A 24,486-nucleotide genomic window follows, 5' to 3' on the forward strand; every position below is an offset into this window, starting at 1 on the left:
ATTGCGATGGATCTGACTGCTCACGAAGCCCAGCCGGCCATTTTATCCGTCACCGGCATCGGCAAGACGTATGTCGAACCGGTGCTCGCCAGTGTCGACCTCGACCTGCATGCAGGCGAGGTGCTGGCGCTCACCGGCGAGAACGGTGCCGGCAAGAGCACGCTGTCGAAAATCATCGGCGGACTGGTCGATCCGACGACCGGCACGATGCGCCTCGGCGGCAGCGCGTACGCGCCCGTCAGCCGGAGCGCGGCGGAGGCACTTGGCGTACGGATGGTGATGCAGGAGCTGAACCTGCTGCCGACGCTCTCGGTGGCGGAAAACCTGTTCCTGAACCGCCTGCCGCAAAGCGGGTTGCTGCGCCTCGGCTGGATCGACCGCCGCAGGCTGCGCGAAAACGCGCGCGAGGCGATGGCGCAGGTCGGGCTCGATGCGATCGATCCGGACACGCTCGTCGGCGAACTCGGCATCGGGCACCAGCAGATGGTCGAGATCGCGCGCAACCTGATCGGCGATTGCCGCGTGCTGATTCTCGACGAACCGACCGCGATGCTGACCTCGCGCGAAGTCGACCTGCTGTTCGAGCAGATCGCACGGCTGAAAGCGCGCGGCGTGGCGCTCGTCTACATCTCGCACCGGCTCGAGGAGCTGGCGCGTGTCGCTGAACAGATCGCGATCCTGCGCGACGGCAGGCTGGTACACGTGGACCGGATGGCGAACCTGACGAGCGACCAGATCGTCACGCTGATGGTGGGCCGCGAGATCGGCGAGCGCATCGATCTCGGCGTGCGAAACATCGGCGCGCCGCTTCTGAAGGTGGAAGGCATGGGCCGCGGCGACGTCGTGCGCGACGTGTCGTTCGAGGTGCGCGCCGGCGAGATTTTCGGCGTGAGCGGGCTGATCGGCGCGGGCCGCACGGAACTGATGCGGCTGATTTACGGCGCCGACGTGAAGGATCACGGCACGGTATCGCTCGCGCCCACGCCGGGCGCGGCGCCGCTGCCGGTGCGGATCGCGACGCCGTCCGACGCGGTGCGCGAGGGCATCGCGCTCATCACCGAGGACCGCAAGGGCGAAGGCCTGCTGCTGCCGCTGCCGATCGCCGCGAACGTGTCGCTGGGCAACGTCGGCAGCGTCGCGCGTCATGGCGTGGTCGACGCGAAACGCGAAAACGCGCTCGCGATGAAGCAGATCCAGGCGATGCGGATTCGCAGCGCCGGGCCCGCGCAACCGGTCGGCGAGCTGTCGGGCGGCAACCAGCAGAAGGTGGTGATCGGCCGCTGGCTCGCGCGCGACTGCAAGGTGCTGCTGTTCGACGAACCGACCCGCGGCATCGACGTCGGCGCGAAGTTCGATATCTACGGCCTGATGGGCGCGCTTGCGCGCGAGGGCCGGGCGCTCGTCGTGGTGTCGAGCGACCTGCGCGAGCTGATGCTGATCTGCGACCGGATCGGCGTGATGTCGGCGGGACGGATGACCGGGATTTTCAACCGGGACGACTGGTCGCAGGACGCGCTGCTCGCAGCGGCGTTCGCCGGTTACCGGAGTCGCGAGGCGCTGCTCCACGCACCCGAAACGAATGAAGCAGGGAGTATGTGATGACAAATCTGACGAACCAGCCAGACGCCGCGCCGCCGGATGATCCGTCGGCGCCGGTGCCGGCCGGCAAGCCAGCCGGGACGCGCCTCGGCCTGTCGAATTACCTGGGTCTCGCCGGCGCGCTGCTGGCGATGATCGCGCTCTTCTCGGTGCTGAGCGCGCATTTCCTGACGTACGAGACGTTCGTCACGATCGCCAACCAGATTCCCGATCTCGTCGTGATGTCGGTTGGCATGACGTTCGTGCTGATCATCGCCGGGATCGACCTGTCGGTGGGCTCGGTGCTGGCGCTCGGCGCCTCGGTGGTGAGCGTGGCCGCGCTGAAATGGGGCTGGGGCGCGTTTCCCGCGGCGCTGATCGGCCTCGCGGCCGCCGCGCTGACGGGCACGGTCACGGGCGCGGTCACGGTTGGCTGGCGAATTCCGTCGTTTATCGTATCGCTGGGCGTGCTGGAAGCCGCGCGCGGCCTCGCGTACCAGATGACGAACTCGCGCACGGCCTACATCGGCGATGCCTTCGACTTTCTGTCGAACCCGATCGCCGTCGGCATCTCGCCGGCGTTCCTGATCGCGGTGGCGGTGATGATCGTCGCGCAGTTCGTGCTCACGCGTACCGTGTTTGGCCGCTACCTGGTCGGCATCGGCACGAACGAGGAGGCGGTGCGGCTCGCGGGTGTCAATCCGCGGCCTTACAAGGTCATTGTGTTCGCGCTGATGGGCGCGCTGTCGGGGCTGGCTGCGCTGTTCCAGATCTCGCGGCTCGAGGCGGCGGATCCGAACGCGGGCGTCGGGCTCGAACTGCAGGTGATCGCCGCCGTGGTGATCGGCGGAACGAGCCTGATGGGCGGGCGCGGCTCGGTGATCAGCACGTTTTTCGGCGTGTTGATCATCTCGGTGCTGGCAGCCGGACTCGCGCAGATCGGCGCGAACGAGCCGACCAAGCGCATCATCACCGGGTCGGTGATCGTGGTCGCGGTCGTGCTCGACACGTATCGCAGCCGCCGCAAACGCAAGGCGTGACGCGAGGTTGCAGGCGGGGATAGCAACAGCTGTAGTGACAAAGGCAGTGGCAGTCGAAGCAAAATGAAACTGGGGCCAGTCATCGATTGAGAAAGCCGGCGGGTATGCGTGAACGCATTGCGTGACAGACCGGTCAGCGACAAGAACGAGCAGGAGAGGAACGGGTTATGGCGACGATCAAGGATGTGGCGGCCGTGGCCGGCGTGTCGTTTACGACGGTGTCGCATGTGGTCAACAATTCGCGGCCGGTGTCGGCCGACGTGCGCGCGAAGGTGGAGCGCGCGATCAGCCAGCTGCACTATGTGCCGTCGGCGGTCGCGCGTTCGCTGAAGGCGCGCGCCACCGCGACGATCGGTCTCGTGGTGCCGAACAGCACGAATCCGTATTTCGCGGAGCTTGCGCGCGGCGTCGAGGACGGTTGCGCGCGCAACGGCTACTGCGTGTTCTTCTGCAATTCCGACGACGATCCCGCGAAGCAGCGCAACTACCTGCGCGTGCTGCAGGAAAAGCGCATCGACGGGCTGATCATCGCCTCGGCCGGCGACGACTCCGTGCTCGCGCAGAGTCTTGCCGACGCGCGCGAGCCGCTCGTGATCGTCGATCGCAACGTCGAGGGGCTCAACGCCGACCTGGTTCAGATCGACCATGAAAAGGGCGCCTATCTGGCGACGCGGCATCTGCTCGAACTCGGCCATGCGCGGGTCGGCTGCATCACGGGCCCCGTCGAAACGGCGGTGAGCGCGATGCGCGTACACGGCTTCATTCGCGCGATGACGGAGCGCGGCATCGAAATTCCGGCGGGCGCGATCGTCGAAAGCGATTTTTCGGGGATGGGCGGCCATCGCGCCGCGAGCCAGCTGTTCAACACGGTGGCCCCGAGCGCGATTTTCGCGGGCAACGACATGATGGGCATCGGCGCGCTGCGCGCCGCGGCCGAGCGCGGCATCAGCGTGCCGCGCGACTGCTCGATCATCGGCTTCGACGACATCGAACTGGGACGCTTCACGTATCCGGCGCTGTCGACGGTCGGACAATCGGTGCGCGCGCTCGGCGACATGGCCGCGCAGACGCTGCTCGAACGCATCACGGGCGCCGCCGACGCGCCCACCCGCCGGCGCGTCGTGGCGCCGCGGCTGATCATCCGCGAGTCGACTTCGGCGTTCATGAGCGCATCGCGCCGTCACGCCGCGGCCGGCAGCCACGCGGGCAAGCCCTGAGCACACGGGTTGCCGCGCGGCATCGCGATTCTGAAAGACTGAGGGAGAGAGAAGTGGCAACAGAAGCAACGCGCGGCCGGGTTGCCGTGGTGGGCAGCCTGAACATGGATCTCGTCGCGCGTGCGCCGCGCCTGCCGCGCCCGGGCGAGACGCTCGCCGGACACGCGTTCGCGCAGGTCGCGGGCGGCAAGGGCGGCAATCAGGCCGTCGCCGCTGCGCGGCTCGGCGCGCAGGTCGCGATGATCGGGTGCGTCGGCGCCGACGCGAACGGCGCACAGTTGCGCGCCGGCCTCGAAGCCGAAGGCATCGACTGCGCGGCGCTCGAAACCAGCGATGTCACGTCCACGGGCGTCGCGCTCATCATCGTCGACGACGGCAGCCAGAACGCGATCGTGATCGTGGCCGGCAGCAACGGCGAAGTCACACCCGCGAGCATCGCGCGCCACGAAGCGGCGCTGGCCGCCGCGGATGTCGTCGTGTGCCAGCTGGAAACGCCTCCCGAGACCGTCAGGGCGGCGCTTGCGACCGCGCGGCGCATGGGCAGGACCGTCATCCTGAATCCGGCGCCGGCGGTCGGCCCCTTGCCGGCCGACTGGCTTCCGCTCGTCGATTACCTGATTCCGAACGAACTCGAGGCGGCGACCCTGACCGGCCTGCCGGCCGGCACGCCCGAGGAAGCCGCCGTGGCCGCGGCGGCGCTGCGCGAGGCGGGCGCGCGCAACGTGCTCGTTACGCTGGGTGCGCAGGGCGTCCACGTCGCGCTGGAAAGTGGTGAATCCGCGCACTACGCCGCGCCGAAGGTGAAAGCCGTCGATACGACAGCGGCGGGCGACACGTTCATCGGCGGCCTCGCGGCGCAGCTCGCGGCTGGTGCGCCGGTCGACGCGGCCATCCGGTTCGCGCAGCGGGCCGCGGCGCTCTCGGTCACGCGCGAAGGTGCGCAGCCTTCGATTCCGCATCGCGCGGAAGTGACGGGCTAACCGGACCGTCCTTCAGCGGCGCGCCGGCCAACGTCTGATCTGCCGGCTGACAAACGGCCATCTGGATGATGGCGTTTTGTAATATGTACCTCGATGCGCCGCAACATGAATCAGACGAGATAAAAACTTCAAGTCCTGTTCAGGCGTGCCGTAAACACGTCCAAGCGACGGTATCTACGCCGGAGCAAACGTGTGCGCGGCGGATCCAGATACCACGCATGCGAATTCTCATCCGATGGCACACGGGAAGAAGCATGTTGAACAAGGGCATCACCATCAAGACGCGCATTGGTTTGACGATGGCGTTCCTCGCCGCGCTGTTGATCGCCATCGGCCTGCTCGGTCTTTCCGGCATGAGCCAGGCGAACGACGCATATCGCAGCACGTTCACCGACCAGATGCCGAGCGCGAAGAACATCGGCACCGCTGAGCTGTACGTCGCGCGGGAGCGCCTCGCGCTCGACCGTGCCGCCTTCCAGATCGGCACGCCGGACGCGCTCAAGACCCTCGAGCGCGCGCGTCTGATGCGCTCGATGTCTGAAGAGGCGTGGAAGAAGTACATGGAACTGCCGCGCGGGCCTGAAGACAACCGCCTCGCGCAGGATGTCGTCGTCAAGCGCGCGGCCGAATATCAGGTCGCGGACGCGTTCGCCGCGGCGGTCACGGCCGGCGACCAGGCAAAGCTTCTCGATCTGGCCAAACAGTTGCAGGCAGCGCACGTCGAACTGTCGGCAGCCGACGAGACGCTCGGCAAGCTCCAGTTCAAGCAGGCGAAAGAGGGCTACGACGCCGCGCAGTCGAGCTTCGCGACGTTTCGCATCGTGACCGCGGTGGCGATTGTCGCCGGTTTGCTGGCAGCGCTCTTTTCGTACTTCACGCTGCGCGGCGCGATTGCCCGTCCGCTTGCCGACGCCATCGGGCACTTCGACGCGATCGCCGCCGGCGACCTGCGTCGCCCGATCGTGGTGCGCTCGCGCGACGAAATGGGCCTGCTGCTCGAAGGCGTCGGCCGGATGCAGCGCAGCCTGATCGAGACCGTGCGCTCGGTGCGCACGGGCAGCGAATCGATCGCCACGGCGACGCGCCAGATCGCCGCCGGCAACATCGACCTGTCCTCGCGTACGGAAGAGCAGGCTTCCGCGCTGCAGGAAACGGCGGCGAGCATGGAAGAGCTCACGGGCACCGTCAAGCAGAACGCCGACAATGCCCGCCAGGCGAGCGCGCTGGCCGCCAATGCATCGGAGATCGCGAACAAGGGCAATGCCGTGGTGGGGCAGGTCGTCGACACGATGGGCGACATCAACCAGAGCTCGACGAAGATCGCCGACATCATCTCGATCATCGAAGGGATCGCGTTCCAGACCAACATCCTGGCGCTGAACGCGGCCGTCGAAGCGGCCCGTGCCGGCGAGGAAGGCCGCGGGTTCGCGGTCGTGGCGGGCGAGGTGCGCAGCCTCGCGCAACGCTCGTCGGCGGCGGCCAAGGAGATCAAGGCGCTGATCGACACGTCGGTGGAACGCGTTCAGTCGGGCTCGGCGCTCGTGGACGAGGCGGGCCGCACGATGACCGAGATCATCGGTGCGGTGCAGCGCGTGACCGACATCATGGGCGAAATTGCCGCGGCCTCGGAAGAGCAGAGCGGCGGCATCGACCAGGTCGCACGGGCCGTGACGCAGATGGACGAGGCGACCCAGCAGAACGCGGCGCTCGTCGAGGAAGCAGCGGCCGCGGCGCAGTCGCTGGAAGATCAGGCGGGCAAGCTGCGTACGGCCGTCGCGGTATTTCATCTGGAAGATGGTCCGGCCAGCGCGGGCGTCTCGGGCCTCGCGGGCGTCACGGCGGCGGCACGCAAGCCGGCGCATCAGGCGACGGCGGTGCAGGCCCGCAAGATGGCATCAGTGGCGTCGATGGCGCCGGCGAGGCCCGCCAGCGCCGCACCGGCGCCTGCAGCGGCACCTGTCGCGGCGCCGCGCGCTCCGGCCATGGCCGCGGCAGGCAGCGACAAGGACTGGGAAACCTTCTGAAGAACACGGCACCCCCGCAGCGTGGCGGCGCCACATGCAGGGTCCATCGAACGACCGTGGTTGCTGGCTTGCGCTGGTAATCACGGTCTTTTTTTCGCCATTCGGAATAATGACGTGACCCAGGATCGACGCGCTTCCGGTACATTGTCGGGCGCGAAGGTTGCTCTCGCGGCATGAATGGGTGAGCCCGTCCAGGGCATCATGCCACTCCAACGCAGTGAATACGTCGTCAATCACATTCAGGTGCGATAGCCTGGCTGGAAGGGATCCTGTATGACCCAATACGACCTCGCCACACGCCTCGTGAAAGCGCGCCAGCAGCATCGCCCGCTCGAACGGGTACCGCTGGACAGCCTGCCACCCGATGCGGCCAGCGCCTACGCGATCCAGCAGGCTGTCATCGCCGGACTGGGCACCACCACGGGCGGCTGGAAAATCGGTGCAAAGAGCCCAGGCGCGGCCGCCTCGGGGGCGCCGATTCCGGCGCCCTGCGTGATCGCCTCGCCCGCGAGCATCGCCCATAGCGGGTTCTTTCGCGTGTTGCTGGAGCTGGAGGTCGCCTTTCGCTTCGCCGAACCGATCGAGCCGCGCAACCTCGCCTATGCGCGCGACGAGGTGCTCGCGCGCGTAGGGGCCGTGCTGCCCGCCATCGAGATCGTCGACAGCCGCTTCGCGGAATGGCCCGAGGTCGCCCCGCTCGCGCAACTGGCCGACGCGCAGAACAACGGCGCGCTCATCACGGGGCCAGCCGTGTCTTACGCGGGCTTCGCGCGCACGTTCGACTTCGTTTCGCCTGAACTGGACCTGACCTTCAACGGCACGTCGCTCGTGTCCGGGGCAACCGGTAATCCGGCTGGCGATCCGCGTGAACTGCTCGTCTGGTTCGTTAACCATTGCGCCGCTATGGGTATCGCAATCGAACCCGAGTGGACCATCACCACCGGCACGTACGTCGGCGCCCACCGCATCGAGGAGCCGGGCACCGTGCATGGACACATTTACGGCCTCGGTGAAGTGGATATCGTGCTGACATAAGGTTCCTAAGGGGGCCTTAAAGGTGTCTTGAGCATAACCGGGGAGCACGAAGCCGCCCCGTCTCGCGATGCGCTGCAATACGCGTCCGCTTGCCCCTCGCTGTTACACACTCCGTCATGCGAAACAGTAACAGGCGCTGCATCAAGTTGCAGCGCGTGCCTGTTGCTGCCGTAAACCCGTTTATGTACACCATCCACTCCGCTCGCGCGTTGAGGGAAAGAAGCGGCGTCAGCGGCGTGGATGGGTGAAGCACGGACACGATGCATCACGGGTGAGCGTGGTCGCGCACACGCGTCGCGCACGTAATGTGCGTGCGCAGACATCAGAACCATCATGTGTTTGCGATTGTCTGATCGAGAAACGTTTTTGCTGTACCGGCAGCGCGAATGTCAGCGATAGTGCCGCTTCGAATGCTGCGTTGGGGCGCGCACGACATCGACGCGTGGCGGAAGATTGTAGGTGACCCGAAATGGCTTTTCCAGGAGATGAATGTAACGACGCGTTTGCGAGCCGATTTTCGTAACGTAGTTCGTGAAAAAAAATTTAAAAGGGTTTAGGATGAATTCGAGCGATGTTGTTTCCGATTAGCGCGCCGCGCACGACATCGGTCTAGACTTCGGCGAGGAGGTAGCATGGATATCTACGGCAGTTTCGCGGCCCGCTTCGAGAAAACCCGGGAGGATGAACTCTCGCTCGAGGAGTATCTCGCGCTCTGCAAAGACAATCCCGCCGCGTACGCCACCGCGGGCGAACGCATGTTGACGGCTATCGGGGAACCCGAGCAGATCGACACGCGCAACGATCCGCGTACGTCGCGCATCTTCGCGAACAAGGTGATCAAGGTATACCCCGCGTTCCGTGAGTTCTACGGTATGGAAGACGTGATCGAGCAGGTGGTCGCGTATTTCCGGCACTCGGCCCAGGGGCTCGAGGAAAAGAAGCAGATCCTGTATCTGCTTGGGCCGGTCGGCGGCGGCAAGTCGTCGATCGCGGAACGCCTGAAGCAGCTGGCCGAACGCGTGCCGTTCTATGCGATCAAGGGGTCGCCCGTGAACGAGTCGCCGCTCGGGCTCTTCGATTACGACGAGGACGGTCCGATCCTCGAAGAACAGTACGGAATTCCACGCCGCTACCTCAAAACCATTCTCAGCCCGTGGGCGGTCAAACGCCTTCACGAATACAACGGTGACATCCGCAAGTTCCGCGTTGTGCGCCGCTTCCCGTCGATTCTCCGGCAGATCGGCATTGCAAAGACCGAACCGGGCGACGAAAACAATCAGGATATTTCCTCGCTCGTCGGCAAGGTCGACATTCGCAAGCTCGAACAGTATGCACAGGACGACGCCGACGCCTACAGCTATTCCGGCGGCCTGTGTCTCGCGAACCAGGGCCTGCTTGAATTCGTCGAAATGTTCAAGGCGCCGATCAAGGTGCTGCACCCGCTGCTCACCGCCACGCAGGAAGGTAACTTCAAGGGCACGGAAGGCTTCGGCGCGATCCCGTTCGACGGCATCATCCTCGCCCACTCGAATGAGTCGGAATGGAAGGCGTTCCGCAACAACCGCAACAACGAAGCGCTGCTCGATCGTATCTTCGTCGTGAAGGTGCCGTACTGCCTGCGCTACGGCGAGGAAATGAAGATCTACGAAAAGCTGATCCGCAATTCGTCGCTGGCGAACGCGGTATGTGCGCCGGGCACGTTGAAGATGATGTCGCAGTTCTCCGTGCTGACGCGTCTGCACGAGCCGGAAAACTCGAGCCTCTTTTCGAAGATGCAGGTGTACGACGGCGAAAACCTGAAGGACACCGATCCGAAAGCCAAGTCGTTCCAGGAGTACCGTGATTTCGCGGGCGTCGACGAGGGCATGACGGGTGTGTCGACCCGTTTCGCGTTCAAGATTCTCTCGCGCGTGTTCAACTTCGACTCGACGGAAATCGCCGCCAATCCGGTGCATCTGATGTACGTGCTCGAACAGCAGATCGAACGCGAGCAGTTCCCGCCGGAAACGGAGCAGAAGTATCTGTCGTTCGTGAAGGACGTGCTGGCCTCGCGCTACGCGGAGTTCATCGGCAAGGAAATCCAGACCGCTTATCTGGAGTCGTATTCCGAGTACGGGCAGAACATCTTCGACCGCTACGTGACGTATGCGGACTTCTGGATTCAGGATCAGGAGTTCCGCGACCATGACACAGGCGAGAGCTTCGATCGCGCGGCGCTCAACGCCGAACTCGAGAAGATCGAAAAGCCCGCGGGTATCAGCAACCCGAAGGACTTTCGCAACGAGATCGTCAATTTCGTGCTGCGCGCGCGTGCTGCGAATGCGGGGAAAAATCCCGCGTGGATCAGCTACGAGAAACTGCGCGTCGTGATCGAAAAGAAGATGTTCTCGAACACGGAAGAACTGCTGCCGGTCATCTCGTTCAATGCGAAAGGATCGGCGGAGGAGCAGCGCAAGCACGAGGACTTCGTCAACCGGATGGTCGCGAAGGGATACACGCCGAAGCAGGTACGGCTCCTGTGCGACTGGTATCTGCGCGTGCGCAAGTCGTCATGACACACGAGGCGTACCGCCCGCGTCGCGCAACGGCGCGGGCACCTTGCGAGGCGCAAGCCGCATGGACATGAGGTTGCATGCGCAACTTGCGTCTCGCGCTTCAGAAATTCGAGCGGGAGACCGGGCGTGCTTCATCAAATCATCGACCGCAGGCTGGCAGGCAAGAACAAGAGCATTGCAAATCGCGAACGTTTTCTGCGTCGCGTAAAAAACTATATTCGTCGCGCCGTATCGGAAGCGGTGCGCGACCGCAGCATCAAGGACATCCAGAACACGCAGAGCATCACGATTCCGCGCAAGGACATCGCGGAGCCCTCGTTCCGGCACGGCCCGGGCGGCAAGCGTGAAATGGTGCACCCTGGCAACGCCGACTACATCCGCGGCGACAGGATTCCTCGCCCGGGCGGCGGAGGCGGTGGGGGCGGCGGAAGCAACGCGAGCAACGAAGGCGAAGGGCAGGATGACTTCGTATTCGAGCTGAGCCGCGAAGAATTCATGCAGTACTTCTTCGACGATCTCGAACTGCCGCGTCTCGTGAAGACACACCTGCTCGCCGTGCCCACATGGAAGAGCATTCGCGCGGGCTGGGCGGCCGAAGGCACGCCGAACAACATCGACGTCGTACGCTCGTTGCGCAGCGCGCTTGGACGACGTATCGCGCTCGGCGCACCGCTCGTCAACGAACTGCACGAACTCGAAAAGCGGCTCGAGGAGATGAAGGCCGATCCGGCTGACCGTCGCGACGAGATCAAGCTGCTCGAAGAGGAAATCCATCATCTGCGCGGCCGTATCTGGCGCATTCCGTTCATCGATCCGTTCGACCTGCGTTATGTGAACCGCGTGAAGCAGCCAGAGCCGTCGAGCCAGGCGGTGATGTTCTGTCTGATGGATGTGTCCGGTTCGATGGACGAGCAGCGCAAGGATCTCGCCAAGCGCTTTTTCATCCTGTTGTATCTCTTTCTCAAGCGCAACTACGAGCGGATCGAAGTGGTGTTCATCCGTCATCACACGCGCGCCGAGGAAGTCGACGAAGACACGTTCTTCCACTCGACGGAGAGCGGCGGCACGGTGGTGTCGAGCGCGCTCGAGCTGATGACGAAAGTCATGGAGGACCGGTATTCGCCGAGTGAATGGAATATTTACGGTGCTCAGGCATCGGATGGCGACAACTGGACTGACGATTCGCCGAAGTGCCGCAAGATGCTGGCGGATGACATTCTGACCAAGGTGCGCTATTTTGCGTATATTCAGGTCACACCTGAAGAGCAGAACCTGTGGCTCGAATATGCGCAGCTCGCGCAGAGCGCGCCGCAGATGGCGATGAAGAAAGTGGAAACGGCAGCGGATATCTACCCGGTCTTCCGGGAACTGTTCGAAAAGCAGGTGGCGTCCTCATGACTACACGACATCTGCACAATGAATCGCGCGGCTACAAGCCAGAGCGCGGCAAGGGCGCGAAGGAGAAGGATTCTGGTAGCGCCGGGCCGGGCGGGGCAGCAGCAGCACCTGGGCAAACCGCGGTGCCCGAGGAAGGGCAAAGGGAAGTCCGTATGAACGTTGCCGATAGACGGCCTCTGCCGTGCCCGTCCGACTGGACCTTCGAGCTCATCGAAGAATACGATACGCACATTTCCCATGTTGCAGAGCAGTATGGGCTCGACACGTATCCTATCCAGCTCGAACTCATCAGTTCCGAACAGATGATGGACGCGTACGCGTCCGTCGGCATGCCGGTCAATTACCGGCACTGGTCGTTCGGCAAGCATTATCTTTCCACTGAGAAGAGCTACCGTCGCGGGCAGATGGGGCTTGCGTACGAGATCGTCATCAACTCGAATCCGTGCATCGCGTATCTGATGGAAGAGAACACGATGACGATGCAGGCGCTTGTCATCGCGCACGCGGCGTACGGACACAACTCGTTTTTCAAGGGCAACTATCTGTTCCGGCTCTGGACGGATGCCCACGCGATCATCGACTACCTTGTCTACGCGAAAAACTACATTGCCGAATGCGAGGAACGCTTTGGGCTTGATCGCGTGGAGGAGCTACTCGACTCGTGCCATGCGTTGATGAACTACGGCGTGGACCGTTACAAGCGACCGCAGAAGCTGTCGCTGGCGAAGGAATCGGTGGCGCGTCGCGAGCGCGAGGCGTACCTGCAATCGCAGGTGAATGAACTGTGGCGCACGTTGCCTTCGAAGAAGGAGGCGTTGCCTGAAGAGACGGAAGATCGCTATCCGCCCGAGCCGCAGGAAAACCTGCTGTATTTCGCGGAAAAGAATTCGCCGTTGCTTGAGCCATGGGAACGGGAAGTGATCCGGATCGTGCGCAAGGTGGGGCAGTATTTCTATCCGCAGCGGCAGACGCAGGTGATGAACGAGGGATGGGCGACGTTCTGGCATTACACGTTGCTCAACACGCTCTATAACCAGGGCAAGCTGGAAGACGGCTTCATGATGGAGTTTCTCCATTCGCACAGCAACGTCGTGTACCAGCCGCCGGTGACGAAGCCGTATTACAGCGGCATCAATCCGTACGCACTGGGTTTTTCGATGATGAGCGACATACGGCGCATCTGCGAGTCGCCGACTGATGAAGACCGGCAGTGGTTTCCTGAACTGGCCGGCAGCCCGTGGCTGGAGTCGCTGCATTACGCGATGCGCAACTTCAAGGACGAGAGTTTTGTCGCGCAGTATCTGTCGCCGCATCTGATTCGTGAAATGCGGCTTTTTTCAGTACTCGATGACGACATGCGGGACGCGCTCGAGGTTTCGGCGATTCACGATGAGAGCGGGTATCAGTACGTGAGGCAGGCGCTGTCGCGGCAGTACGACATGCATCATCGTGAGCCGAATATTCAGGTGTGGTCGGTGAATACACGCGGCGACCGGAGTTTGACGCTTCGGCATTTTATGAGCGACAACCGGCATCTGTCTGGCGATAGTGAAGAGGTTTTAAAGCATATGGCTCGCCTCTGGCAGTTTGATGTGTTTCTCGAAAGCGTCGATGAGAGTGGGACGGTGAGGAAGCGGTATGAATGTCGGTATGTGGCGCCCTTGGTCAGGGCTTGATGTTTTGTTTTTTTGGCCTTTCCTTGAATTCATGTCGGTCTATTAGCGTCGCCCCTGTGCGGGGCGGCACCTACTTTTCTTTGTCCCCCAAGGGGACTTCCTTCGGGGCGTCTTCCAAAGAAAAGTAGGCAAAAGAAAGGCGCTTCGACAGCTCATTTCTTTTAAGATGCATCTTCAGTGGGGAATGGCAACCCATGAAGTGTTGCCCTCACAGGTCAACTTCCATTGGTCCCCGCGCAGGACCGTCCCTCGCACAGTACCTCCCGTGACAAAGCCGTCATCCACCCGGCTCCGCACTGCGTGCGTCGCCGATCGGTGACGCGGGATTGCCGCGCATCACCCCCTGCCCGCGAGCCGCGCATAAACCGGTACGAAGGGTCCTTGTAGACCGGCGTGTTTCGTTCGCCCTCATCGGGTGAACCCGTCCGCGTGCGCGACGCGCGAAGCGGGATGGATGAGCGCCTTGTCACAGGCACTGAACGCGCGTGGGACGAAATCGCGCGGGGACCGATGCCGCCTGAAGCGCGAGGGCGACACTTCATGGGTTGCCATTCCCCGGGGATGACGCACCTTGAACAAGTGAGTTTTCGAGGCGCCTTTCTTTTGCCTACTTTTCTTTGGAAGACGCCCCGAAGGAAGTCCCCTTGGGGGACAAAGAAAAGTAGGTGCCGCCCCGCACAGGGGCAACGCTAATAGACCGACATGAATGCAAGGAAAGGCCAAGGAAACACGAGCTTCGGCACGAAAAACCCGGCATACCGCCCCGCGCAGGGGCCAACGCGGCAGCAAAAAATACCAACAAAAAGCCGACAAATCTCTTAACCAAAACCTTACATCCGGTAAAATTCCGGCCGCAGGCCAAACAAAAAAAACAGTCCCAGACCAGAAAAAACCAAAGAGCACTGAAAGGAAAAGCAAACCCGATGATCGACCTCTCCACCCTCCAGCCTCACGACACCCGTCGCCGCATCTTCGCCATCGTCGGTGCCTCGTCAGGCAATCTCGTCGAATGGTTCGACTTCTACGTGTACTCGTTCTGCGCGCTGTATTTCGCGCCAGCGTTCTTCCCAAGTGGCAACACGACAACGCAGCTCCTCAACACCGCAGGTGTCTTCGCAGCAGGCTTCCTGATGCGCCCGATCGGTGGCTGGTTCTTCGGCCGCCTCGCCGACAAGAAAGGCCGCCGCACCGCGATGATGGTCTCGGTGTTCATGATGTGCGGCGGCTCGCTCGTGATCGCCGTGCTGCCCACCTATGCACAGATCGGCGCGCTCGCGCCCGCGCTTCTGCTCGTCGCGCGCCTGTTCCAGGGGCTGTCGGTCGGCGGTGAATACGGCACGAGCGCGACCTACATGAGTGAAGTCGCCCTCAAGGGCCGTCGCGGCTTCTTCGCGTCGTTCCAGTACGTCACGCTGATCGGCGGGCAACTCTGCGCGCTGCTGGTGCTCGTGATCCTGCAACAAACCCTCTCCACCGCGGAACTGAAGGCGTGGGGCTGGCGTATTCCGTTCGTCGTCGGCGCGCTCGTGGCACTCGTCGCACTCTATCTGCGTAAATCGCTCGACGAAACCACGACGGCCGAAATGCGTCATCGCAAGGAAGCCGGTACGCTGCGCGGGCTGTGGGCGCACAAGGGCGCGTTTGCAACGGTGCTCGGCTTCACGGCCGGCGGCTCGCTGATTTTCTACACGTTCACCACCTACATGCAGAAGTACCTCGTCAACACAGCAGGCATGCAGGCAAAAACGGCCAGCAACGTGATGACGGCCGCGCTCTTCGTCTACATGATCATGCAGCCGCTCTTCGGCGCACTGTCGGACCGTATCGGCCGTCGCACGTCGATGATCCTGTTCGGCCTTTTCGCCACCATCGGTACGGTGCCGCTGCTCCATACGCTGAAGGACATCACGAGCCCGTACGCGGCATTCGGCCTGATCGTGGTGGCGCTCGCCATCGTGAGCTTCTATACGTCGATCAGCGGCCTGATCAAGGCTGAAATGTTCCCGGCGGAAGTGCGCGCCCTGGGTGTGGGACTCTCGTATGCGCTCGCCAACGCGATTTTCGGCGGCTCGGCGGAATACGTCGCACTGTGGCTCAAGCAGGCCGGCAGCGAACCGATGTTCTACTGGTACGTCACCGCCCTTTGCGCGATCGCAGGCCTCGTGTCGTTGCGCATGCGCGACCCGAGCAAGGAAGGGTATCTGCGTAACGAACCGTAAGTAGCACACGCGTCACGGCGCGTCAGAACGGCGGCTCCGGTATGTCCGGCGCCGCCGTTTTCTATTGACGTCCCGCGACAGGCATTTCCAGGCCAGCGCGGCGCTTATCGCTCCAGCAGATAAACGTATCGGATTTGCTTCGTTGCCCACGATCGGCTACATCCGTAGATTGACGGTTTGAAAGCGCGTCCTTCGACGCTTGCTCATCCGACAATCTGATGAAGAGTTTCGCGTGACATTCGCTACTTCCGACCATGGACCGGCTCATGAAGCCGTTCATCGCTCCGCGCATCAGGGCCCTTATCGAGCCGAAGCCGGCATCGAAACCAACACCCGCTCAACCGGATCCGCGCCATCGCAGCCCCTCGAAATCCGCGCGTTCGATGCGCCCGCCGGCGCTGAAGTACGCGGTCTCGACCTGAGCCTGCCGCTCGGCGCGGACGACTTCGCACGCATTCATCGCGCGCATCTCGATCATCACGTGCTGGTGTTCCGCGATCAGCGCATCACGCCCGATCAGCACATCGCGTTCAGCCGCCGCTTCGGGCCGCTACAGATTCACGTGCTGCACCAGTTCCAGCTGGCCGGTTATCCCGAAGTGCTGGTGGTGTCGAACATCGTCGAAGACGGCAAGCCAGTCGGGCTCGGCGATGCTGGCCATTTCTGGCATTCCGACCTGTCGTACAAGGAAAAACCCAGTCTCGGGTCGCTTCTGCATGCGCAGGAATTGCCGGCCGAAGGCGGTGACACGCTCTTCGCCAACATGCATCTCGCGTGGGACACGCTGCCCACCCATCTGCGCAACGCAGTCGAAGGGCGGCTCGCGCAGCACACCTATCTCGCGAAATACGCGGAACTGCAGCAGCGCAGCCCGTGGCGGCCGAATCTTTCGGCGGAACAGGTCGCGCAGGTGAAACCCGTTTTGCAGCCAGTCGTGCGCACGCATCCCGAAACGGGCCGCAAGGCGCTCTTTGTCAGCGAGCATTTCACCACGCACATCGATGGCCTCCCCGACGACGAAAGCCGCGAACTGCTTGACGCGCTCTTCGCGCACAGCGTGCGGCCGGAGCACCTCTACCGGCACGTCTGGGCACAACACGATCTGGTGTTCTGGGACAACCGCTCGCTGATGCATCTTGCCGCCGGCACTCCCGATCATCTGCGCCGCAAGATGTATCGCACGACCATCGAAGGCGATGTGCCGTTCTAACGGCGTCCGCGCCCGCTCCGACGCACCGGTTCACGTACCCTGAGGCTTCCCCATGCATTCAATTCGTCCGGCCGGATCCCGGCCGTTTAAACGCGCGCGCTTCGTGCGCCGCTTTGTGCGTCGCTTCGCCGCTGCGTTCGTGGCGCTCGCGGTTTTTGCCGCGGGCATTGGCGTGGCCACGCCGGCGCATGCCGAAGGACAGATCCGTATCGCTGAACAGTTCGGTATCGTCTATCTGCTGCTGAACGTCGCACGCGACCAGCAACTGATCGAGAAAGAAGGGCACAAGGCCGGCATCGACATCAAGGTCGACTGGGTACAGCTTTCCGGCGGCTCGGCGGTCAACGATGCGCTGCTGTCCGGTTCGGTCGATATCGCGGGCGCCGGGGTCGGTCCGTTGCTGACGATCTGGGACCGCACGCATGGCCGCCAGAACGTGAAGGGCGTCGCGTCGCTTGGCAATTTCCCGTATTACCTCGTGTCGAACAATCCGGACGTGAAGACAATCGCGGACTTCACGGAGAAGGATCGCATCGCGTTGCCGGCGGTATCGGTCTCCGTGCAATCACGGATGTTGCAGGTCGCCGCCGCGCAGCGCTGGGGCGAAAAGGATTTCAGCCGGCTCGACAAGCTGACACAGACGGTACCGCATCCGGACGCAGCGGCCGCGATCATCGCGGGTGGCACGGAAATCACCGGCCACTTTGGCAATCCGCCGTTCCAGGAGCAGGAACTGGCCGGCAATCCGAAGGCGCACATCGTGCTCAATTCGTACGACGTGTTGGGCGGCCCGAGCTCGGCAACCGTGCTTTATACGACGGAAAAATTCCGCAACGACAATCCGAAGACGTATCACGCATTCGTCGACGCGCTCGTCGACGCCGCGCATTACGTGAGCGCCAATCCCGAAGCGGCCGCCGATGCCTATATCCGCGTGAATCATTCGAAGATCGATCGCGCTCTGCTGCTGTCGATCATCCGCAATCCGCAGGTGCAGTTCAAGGTCGCACCGCAGAACACGCTGGCGCTCGCGCAGTTCATGTATCGCATCGGCGCGATCCGGAACGAGCCGAAATCGTGGAAGGATTATTTCTTCGACGATCCGGCCACAGCGGGCGGAAGCTAGTTCGCGCGCCGACGTGCGTCATTGCAGTGAAACCGGTGCTTATGCGTCAGGCTGTATTGGATATGCACAATCATTGGTTGGTCCGCGTGTACGTGAACCGTATCGTGCTGGTTTGCACTTACGGTACCCACTCGTGAACGCCACGACGCCTGAATCATTCGATACAGCCTTTGCGCAAGGAGCCGCGTGATGGTAGCCAATCCTTCCATCCTTTTTCCGGACGCAGCTGGCGAGGTGCCTGCCGTCAGCGAGCGGCTGCTCGCCGTGAATAACGTCAACCTCGAATACCACACCCGCGAACGCATCGTGCGCGCGACGCACAATGTGAGTTTCGACGTCTACGGCGGCGATCGTTTCGTGCTGCTCGGGCCTTCCGGTTGCGGGAAATCGACGTTGCTCAAGGCTGTGGCGGGGTTCATCGCGCCGCGCTCGGGCTCGATCTCGCTCGATGGCGAACCGGTGCGCGGTCCGGGCGCGGACCGCATCGTCGTGTTTCAGGAGTTCGACCAGCTGCCGCCATGGAAGACGGTGCTGCAAAACGTGATGTTTCCGCTGCGCACGGCAAAGAAGCTCGGACGCGCGGAAGCGAAAGAACGTGCGTTGCACTATCTGGAGAAGGTGGGCCTTGCTGCGTTCGTCGACGCTTACCCGCATACGTTATCCGGCGGCATGAAACAGCGCGTCGCGATTGCGCGTGCGCTCGCGATGGAGCCGCGCGTGCTGCTGATGGACGAACCGTTCGCCGCGCTCGATGCCCTTACACGACGCAAGATGCAGGAAGAACTGCTGCGCCTGTGGGAAGAGACGCGTTTTACGCTGCTGTTCGTCACGCATTCGATCGAGGAGGCGCTCGTGGTCGGCAACCGGATCCTGCTGCTCTCTCCGCATCCAGGGCGCGTGCGCGCGGAACTCAACAGCCATCAATACTCACACGACAGCTTCGGGCGCATCGATTTTCAGCGCAGCGTCGCGCACATTCATCGACTGCTGTTCGAAGAGACGGAGCCCGCCCAATGAGTACGCCCACTTCCAGCACGTCGTGGTTGCCGCCCGTGCGGCCTGAATATGAGCGTTCGCCCGGGTTGCCAGGCGACGTCGTCGTCGAAGCGCCGTTGCCAGTGGCGCATAGATTGATGGCGCAGGCGTGGCTGCGCAAGACGCTGATCGCGCTGGTGCTGCTCGCGGCGTGGGAGGTCGCGGCGCGCGTGCTGAACAACGATCTGCTGCTGCCGGGGTTTGGCGCGACGTTGAGCGCGTTCGTTCAGGGCATCCTGTCGGGCGAGCTGCTGCAGAAGACGGCGGTGTCGCTGTCGGTTCTGCTGCGCGGCTATCTGCTGGGTGTGGTGTTCGCGTTTCTGCTGACTTCGCTGGCGGTGTCGACGCGTGTGGGCCGTGATCTGCTTTCGATGCTCACCGCGATGTTCAACCCGTTGCCGTCTATCGCGCTGCTGCCGCTTGCGCTGCTGTGGTTTGGCCTTGGCACAGGCAGCCTGCTGTTCGTGCTCGTACATGCCGTGCTGTGGCCGCTTGCGCTCAATACGTATTCAGGTTTTCAGGCCGTACCTGAAACGCTGCGCATGACGGGACGCAATTACGGATTGAGCGGCTTGCGCCACGTGACGCTGATTCTCGTGCCTGCGGCGTTGCCTTCGATTCTTGCGGGCTTGCGCGTGAGCTGGGCCTTTGCGTGGCGCACGCTGATCGCCGCGGAACTCGTATTCGGTGCCAGCAGCGGAAATGGCGGCCTCGGCTGGTACATCTTTCAGAACCGCAACGAGCTCTATACCGACCGCGTGTTCGCCGGGCTCGCTGCGGTGATTGCAATTGGTCTCCTCGTCGAGCATCTTGTATTCGACACGCTGGAACGCGTGACGGTGCGACGTTGGGGTGTGCAGCATTGACCCGTGTGAGTGTTTTGAGCGCGACACGTTGCCCGCCGCGCGTGTAGCCTTGCGATCCCGACGGATCAACGCGGTTTGAGCGTGAGCATCGAACGCGAAATCATCATGAGGTGATAGTAAAGCCGCATGCTGAAGCCGTAGTTATAGGCGAACAGGTTCTTTGCCGCAATACGCAGTCCCTTCACCGGATCGTGGTTACGCGAATAGACCGAAACGACGATCGGCACGATACGTCGCAGTGCGAGCTTGCGCGCCGGTTCAAGCTGACGCTCAAGACGCAGCTTTTCGATGAACGCATACGCCGAAACCGAAGCCGCGCTTGTCGAACGTTTGGTTGTCGTCGAAATGGAGAGGTCGGTCTTGCGATAGAACGACACGTATTCGTTGAGGTAATACACCTGCTTCGCAGCAAGACAGAGTTCGACGCCAAATACGTAGTCGCAGCACATGCCGTACCGCTCCTTGTAGCTGATGCGACGCACGAGATCGGCATTCGCCATCCAGCCATTGTTCGGGAACATCTGGATGAGGCCCGTGCGCCCCGGCTGCTGTTGCATTCCTTCAGCGCTTTTCGTGCGGTAATAGTCGGCGTTCAGGCGGTCGCTGGCTTCGCGATCGACACGCCCGGCCTGATCAACCTCGTACTGGTTCGCGAACGCCACGTCGAGATCCGGATGGCGCTGCCAGAGCGAAACCAGTCGCTCGACGCCATCGACGGCAAGATAGTCGTCGTCGTGAATCAGCAGGATCTTGCTGCCGTTTGCTCGCGCAAAGAGGCTCGACACATTGCGCGCCTGTCCAAGCGAAGGTGTATTCCTCACGTAATGGATGCGGGGTTCGTGCTGATAGCGCGTCGCGATCATCCTTTGCGTGCGGTCGTCCTTTGAATCGTCGCCGATCAGGATCTCGATGTTCGTGTGTGTCTGCGCGAGGCACGACTCGATGCACTCGACAATGAGATCTGGACGGTTGCAGGTCGGCAGACAAATGGAGACCTTCGTTTGCGTCGTCATCTGGTTCGCCCTGGTTCGTGAGCCTGTGTTCGTGAAGGGTCAATACAGCTCGCTCCCATGACGAACTGCTCACCATGGAACACCAGGGTAGCCCAAAAAAAGTCGAAAAAAATCCTCAATAAATCAGCCAAAACTCCCGGATTAGCCGCAATCGCCCAGCCCGTGGGCGCGTGCGGCACAACGTTTGCTGACTTGTCCTGCAGGCGGGGCAGCGGACCTTGTTGCTTGAGACGAGCCGGGTTCATTCATGTTGGCGTCTGGGAGATGCCTGTGAAATGGGCAAAAACACCGCTCGCAGGTTCTTTTCAGCCTTGAATGCATGCATGACGTGACAGCATCAATCAAATGACATGCATGCGCTGGATGAAACAGGGTGTCGTGACCAGAATGCTTTCCTGTGCGGCGTGGGCCGCAATTCACTGAGAGAGCGCAATGTTCGCGATTACCGGAATCACCGGGCAGGTTGGAGGAGTTGTGGCACGGCAACTTCTGGCACAGCAGCACGACGTTCGCGCGGTAGTGCGTGACGCGAAGAAGGGCGCTGCCTGGGCCGGGGCAGGGTGTGAAGTGGCGCTCGCGAACATGGAAGACGCGCAGGCGTTGACCCGCGCGTTCGCTGGCGCTGAAGGTGTATTTGTTCTGTTGCCGCCGAATTTCGATCCGTCGCCGGGCTTTCCGGAATCGCGTCGGATTATCGCGGCTTTGCGGGAAGCGCTGGAAGCCGCCCGGCCGCGAAAGGTCGTGTGCCTGTCGACGATCGGTGCCCAGGCAGAAGAGGCCAACCTGTTGCAGCAACTGCGAATCATGGAGCAGGAACTCGGCACGCTGTCGATGCCTGTCGCGTTTTTGCGAGCCGCGTGGTTCATCGAGAACGCGATGTGGGATGTCGAGCCCGCCAGCACGACCGGCATCGTGCCAGGCTTTTTACAGCCGCTGGAGCGTGCGGTGCCCATGGTCGCAACCGCCGATATCGGTCGTGTCGCGGCACAGTTGCTGGGCGAAACATGGGTTGGGCGTCGTGTGGTGGAACTCGAAGGTCCGCGCCGCGTGAGCCCTGATGACCTTGCCGCCGCGTTCGGTCATCTGCTGGGTCGGGACGTGCGGGCGCAAGCCGTACCGCGCGATACGTGGGAGTCGCTGTTTCGCGCGCAAGGCATGCGGAATCCCGCGCCGCGCATCCAGATGCTCGACGGTTTCAACGAAGGCTGGATCAGGTTCGAGGCGTCAGAGGCCGAAACGATGAAAGGTGCCGTGACAGTCGAGACGGTGTTGCGCGGCCTGATCGGCCGAGCGCCCGCGGCGACATGTACCTGAACCGGTGCGCTGTGACGCTGCTTTTACCTGGTCGTGTAGTGATGGAATCGGGCAATATGGTGCGTAAAACCCGGCGGATGCAATCGGGAATGGCAACGTGATTGCAGGAGAAATCATGCACACAGCGCAATACCGCTTTTCGACGACGTGGCGAATCGAAGCGCCGTTGCCCGCGGTCTGGGCTGCCGTTCGCGATGCATCGCACTGGCCGCGGTGGTGGAAGAACGTCGAGCGCGTGGTTGAAATCGCGTCGGGAACGGACGAGGGCATCGGCGCCGTTCATCGCTATACGTGGAAAGGCGTGTTGCCGTACCGGATCGTCTTCGACATGCACGTGACGCACGTCGATCCGCTGATCGCGCTCGAAGGCGAGGCGACCGGCGACGTGCGGGGCACAGGCCGGTGGCAATTTTCAAACGACGGCGATGCAACCATCGTGCGTTACGACTGGCAGATCCATACGAGCCGCCCATGGATGAATCTGCTCGCCCCCATCGCGCGTCCGTTTTTTCGCTGGAATCACGATGTGGTGATGCGCGAGGGCGGCGAATCGCTTGCACGTCTTTTAAACGCACGGCTGCTCAGTATCGAAGAGACGTGAGGCGTTGCCGTTCGAGGCGAAGCCGGAAGGGATATTCGCTGCCTTTGAAATCCCGCCACACATAAAGGGACTGACGTGTCACGTGTTTTCGTCTGGATCAGTGGGCGGCCTTGGTCAGCGGGTAGCCCGTAACCCTTTGTGGTGGCCGCTGTGGGCCTGACCAACAAAACGTTACTTAATAAACCTTGCTTCGAAGACCCACACAGCGTACTGTGAGAGCCGAAGTTCAAGTAGGTCGATTGCTGATCATCAATGTGTCGCCTCTTTAGCGGTATTCGTTGTCCTCTCACTCCTTGACTCTTCTCAGTCGCTCCTTATGGGGCGGATCATTTTTTATTTTTTACGCAAGGTGGGTTATGGAAACCGGTACCGTCAAGTGGTTCAACGACAGCAAAGGCTTTGGCTTCATTACGCCGGACGCAGGTGGTGAAGATCTTTTCGCACACTTCTCGGAAGTGAAGGGCGATGGCTTCAAGACGCTGGCTGAAAACCAGAAGGTCAGCTACGAAACGAAGCGCGGCCCGAAGGGCATGCAAGCAGCGAACATCACGCCGCTTTAAGTCGCTTTAAAAGTTGCACTGAATCGCTGTCCCAGGCCTGTCAAGACCTGAACGGCCCCGCAACAGTGTGCCCGTCGAGGGTACACGGCTGACGGGATCTAACGACAATCTTTAAGGTTGCCGTTCGCTGCCGCCCCTTACCGGGCGGCAGTTTCGTTTGTGCGGCCGCTTCGTGCGTTTCCGTTCGCTTCGTTTGGTTGATAGACTGATATCCCGAGGCACACAACACGACCCGGATACAGGAGACTTCGACAATGAAAATCGCTTTCAAGGATTTCGAACGGCAGGTGGTGCAACGCCATCTCATCAAGGGACACGTGTACGAAAACGCGGCAGCGCTGGTTGATCGTGCGAATGCATGGATTGCCGAGGAAAGCATCGACGTCGTGAACATCGAAAGCCTGTCGACGTTCGGCACCGGCGACGACACGAGCGTCAGTCACTGGTATTCGGGCATCCGGATCTGGTACCGCATGCTCTAAAGCGTTCTTCCTGTCAGGCGAACCGGTCGGTGCCGCATGCACGTGTACTGTGATCCGCGGTGCTTTGGTCACACGAAAACGTCAAACTCAAAGTCGAGGCAGTCGCAAACGCGGTGCGGCACGCATCCCGCGCGCGGAACCAGATATCGAGCGCGCCTGCTCGCTCATTGATATCATCTCGCTCGCTGTGGAAATGTGCGCCAGCCTGCGGTAATCACTTGATCAAAAAGAAAAACCGGAACAACGATGCGTTTGCGGAAAATTGAGTTTGCGTTTCTGGCCGTAGCGGTTATGTCGATTGTGGGATTCGGGAACTGGCTTCAGCGGGAAATGGACCGTGCGGCGCGGACGCGCAATCAGCGCGTCGCAAGCGACACGCACGACGTGCGCAATAACTGCAGCGACGCAGTCAACCGTCGCCCGGGTCAGCAGCACACGATCTGGTGCGGCGCAGTCGCGCGCGACCTGGCGAATCTGACTCGCCAGGTCGCCCAGCTTCAACCAGGCGCCGTTGATCCGGCTCTGAGGCGCGTCAGCGCACGCTGAGGGTTCTATTC

The 24,486-nt window shown here is 62.1% G+C and carries 20 protein-coding genes; 18 read left to right on the top strand and 2 right to left on the bottom strand.

What is annotated here, in order from left to right; all coding sequences use genetic code 11:
- Window positions 1-6: 6 nt before the first annotated feature.
- The 14 genes from BLV45_RS24725 (at window position 7) to BLV45_RS24795 (ending at window position 19,959) form a co-directional block, all read left to right on the top strand.
- The gene (locus BLV45_RS24725; RefSeq protein WP_090537579.1) at window positions 7-1,599 is read left to right on the top strand and encodes a sugar ABC transporter ATP-binding protein; all 1,593 of its coding nucleotides are present in this window, start codon (window positions 7-9) and stop codon (window positions 1,597-1,599) included.
- On the top strand, window positions 1,599-2,618 hold the full coding sequence (locus BLV45_RS24730) for an ABC transporter permease (RefSeq protein ID WP_090537582.1): 1,020 nt from the start codon (window positions 1,599-1,601) through the stop codon (window positions 2,616-2,618). The genes BLV45_RS24725 and BLV45_RS24730 overlap by 1 nt, the downstream gene beginning before the upstream one ends.
- A 167-nt stretch (window positions 2,619-2,785) precedes the next feature.
- Window positions 2,786-3,835 carry a LacI family DNA-binding transcriptional regulator gene (locus BLV45_RS24735; protein WP_090537584.1) on the top strand — a complete coding sequence of 350 codons (1,050 nt, stop codon included), beginning with the start codon at window positions 2,786-2,788 and terminating at the stop codon, window positions 3,833-3,835.
- 53 nt (window positions 3,836-3,888) lie between these two features.
- Window positions 3,889-4,815 carry a ribokinase gene (gene rbsK / locus BLV45_RS24740; RefSeq protein WP_090537586.1) on the top strand — a complete coding sequence of 309 codons (927 nt, stop codon included), beginning with the start codon at window positions 3,889-3,891 and terminating at the stop codon, window positions 4,813-4,815.
- Window positions 4,816-5,069: 254 nt separating this feature from the next.
- Window positions 5,070-6,839 carry a methyl-accepting chemotaxis protein gene (locus BLV45_RS24745; RefSeq protein WP_090537588.1) on the top strand — a complete coding sequence of 590 codons (1,770 nt, stop codon included), beginning with the start codon at window positions 5,070-5,072 and terminating at the stop codon, window positions 6,837-6,839.
- Between the two features lie 273 nt (window positions 6,840-7,112).
- Window positions 7,113-7,874: a 2-keto-4-pentenoate hydratase gene (locus BLV45_RS24750; protein WP_090537589.1), complete on the top strand. Its 762-nt coding sequence runs from the start codon at window positions 7,113-7,115 to the stop codon at window positions 7,872-7,874.
- A gap of 632 nt (window positions 7,875-8,506) precedes the next feature.
- The gene (locus BLV45_RS24760; RefSeq protein ID WP_090537590.1) at window positions 8,507-10,429 is read left to right on the top strand and encodes a PrkA family serine protein kinase; all 1,923 of its coding nucleotides are present in this window, start codon (window positions 8,507-8,509) and stop codon (window positions 10,427-10,429) included.
- A gap of 126 nt (window positions 10,430-10,555) precedes the next feature.
- Window positions 10,556-11,827, top strand: a complete 1,272-nt coding sequence (locus BLV45_RS24765; protein ID WP_090537592.1) for a YeaH/YhbH family protein — start codon at window positions 10,556-10,558, stop codon at window positions 11,825-11,827.
- Entirely contained in the window at window positions 11,824-13,503 is a 1,680-nt protein-coding gene (locus BLV45_RS24770; RefSeq protein ID WP_090537594.1) for a SpoVR family protein, read from the top strand. Before BLV45_RS24765 ends, BLV45_RS24770 begins: the two co-directional genes overlap by 4 nt.
- A 923-nt stretch (window positions 13,504-14,426) precedes the next feature.
- Window positions 14,427-15,722 (top strand): MFS family transporter, encoded by a 1,296-nt coding sequence (locus BLV45_RS24775; RefSeq protein ID WP_090537596.1) that lies wholly within the window; start codon window positions 14,427-14,429, stop codon window positions 15,720-15,722.
- A 319-nt stretch (window positions 15,723-16,041) separates the two neighbouring features.
- Window positions 16,042-16,932: a TauD/TfdA dioxygenase family protein gene (locus BLV45_RS24780; protein WP_090537669.1), complete on the top strand. Its 891-nt coding sequence runs from the start codon at window positions 16,042-16,044 to the stop codon at window positions 16,930-16,932.
- A gap of 52 nt (window positions 16,933-16,984) precedes the next feature.
- The gene (locus tag BLV45_RS24785; RefSeq protein ID WP_090537598.1) at window positions 16,985-18,058 is read left to right on the top strand and encodes an ABC transporter substrate-binding protein; all 1,074 of its coding nucleotides are present in this window, start codon (window positions 16,985-16,987) and stop codon (window positions 18,056-18,058) included.
- A 189-nt stretch (window positions 18,059-18,247) separates the two neighbouring features.
- Window positions 18,248-19,075, top strand: coding sequence for an ABC transporter ATP-binding protein (locus BLV45_RS24790; RefSeq protein WP_090537600.1), 828 nt, complete (start codon window positions 18,248-18,250; stop codon window positions 19,073-19,075).
- Window positions 19,072-19,959, top strand: a complete 888-nt coding sequence (locus tag BLV45_RS24795; RefSeq protein ID WP_090537602.1) for an ABC transporter permease — start codon at window positions 19,072-19,074, stop codon at window positions 19,957-19,959. Before BLV45_RS24790 ends, BLV45_RS24795 begins: the two co-directional genes overlap by 4 nt.
- A gap of 65 nt (window positions 19,960-20,024) precedes the next feature.
- Here BLV45_RS24795 and BLV45_RS24800 read toward each other — a convergent pair whose 3' ends face one another.
- The gene (locus BLV45_RS24800) at window positions 20,025-20,972 is read right to left on the bottom strand and encodes a glycosyltransferase family 2 protein (RefSeq protein ID WP_090537604.1); all 948 of its coding nucleotides are present in this window, start codon (window positions 20,970-20,972) and stop codon (window positions 20,025-20,027) included.
- A 432-nt stretch (window positions 20,973-21,404) separates the two neighbouring features.
- On the opposite strand from BLV45_RS24800, the gene BLV45_RS24805 reads away from it, so the two are divergent.
- From BLV45_RS24805 to BLV45_RS24820, 4 genes are all read left to right on the top strand, one after another.
- Window positions 21,405-22,286 (top strand): NAD(P)H-binding protein, encoded by an 882-nt coding sequence (locus BLV45_RS24805; RefSeq protein WP_090537605.1) that lies wholly within the window; start codon window positions 21,405-21,407, stop codon window positions 22,284-22,286.
- Between the two features lie 115 nt (window positions 22,287-22,401).
- The gene (locus BLV45_RS24810; RefSeq protein ID WP_090537607.1) at window positions 22,402-22,887 is read left to right on the top strand and encodes an SRPBCC family protein; all 486 of its coding nucleotides are present in this window, start codon (window positions 22,402-22,404) and stop codon (window positions 22,885-22,887) included.
- Window positions 22,888-23,243: 356 nt separating this feature from the next.
- Window positions 23,244-23,447: a cold-shock protein gene (locus BLV45_RS24815; RefSeq protein WP_090537609.1), complete on the top strand. Its 204-nt coding sequence runs from the start codon at window positions 23,244-23,246 to the stop codon at window positions 23,445-23,447.
- Window positions 23,448-23,701: 254 nt separating this feature from the next.
- Entirely contained in the window at window positions 23,702-23,929 is a 228-nt protein-coding gene (locus BLV45_RS24820) for a hypothetical protein (RefSeq protein ID WP_090537611.1), read from the top strand.
- Between the two features lie 222 nt (window positions 23,930-24,151).
- Here BLV45_RS24820 and BLV45_RS27665 read toward each other — a convergent pair whose 3' ends face one another.
- Window positions 24,152-24,430, bottom strand: coding sequence for a hypothetical protein (locus BLV45_RS27665; RefSeq protein WP_176954243.1), 279 nt, complete (start codon window positions 24,428-24,430; stop codon window positions 24,152-24,154).
- Window positions 24,431-24,486 lie beyond the last annotated feature (56 nt).

The sequence above is a fragment of the Paraburkholderia sartisoli genome, assembly GCF_900107685.1.
Taxonomy (GTDB): Bacteria; Pseudomonadota; Gammaproteobacteria; order Burkholderiales; family Burkholderiaceae; genus Paraburkholderia; species Paraburkholderia sartisoli.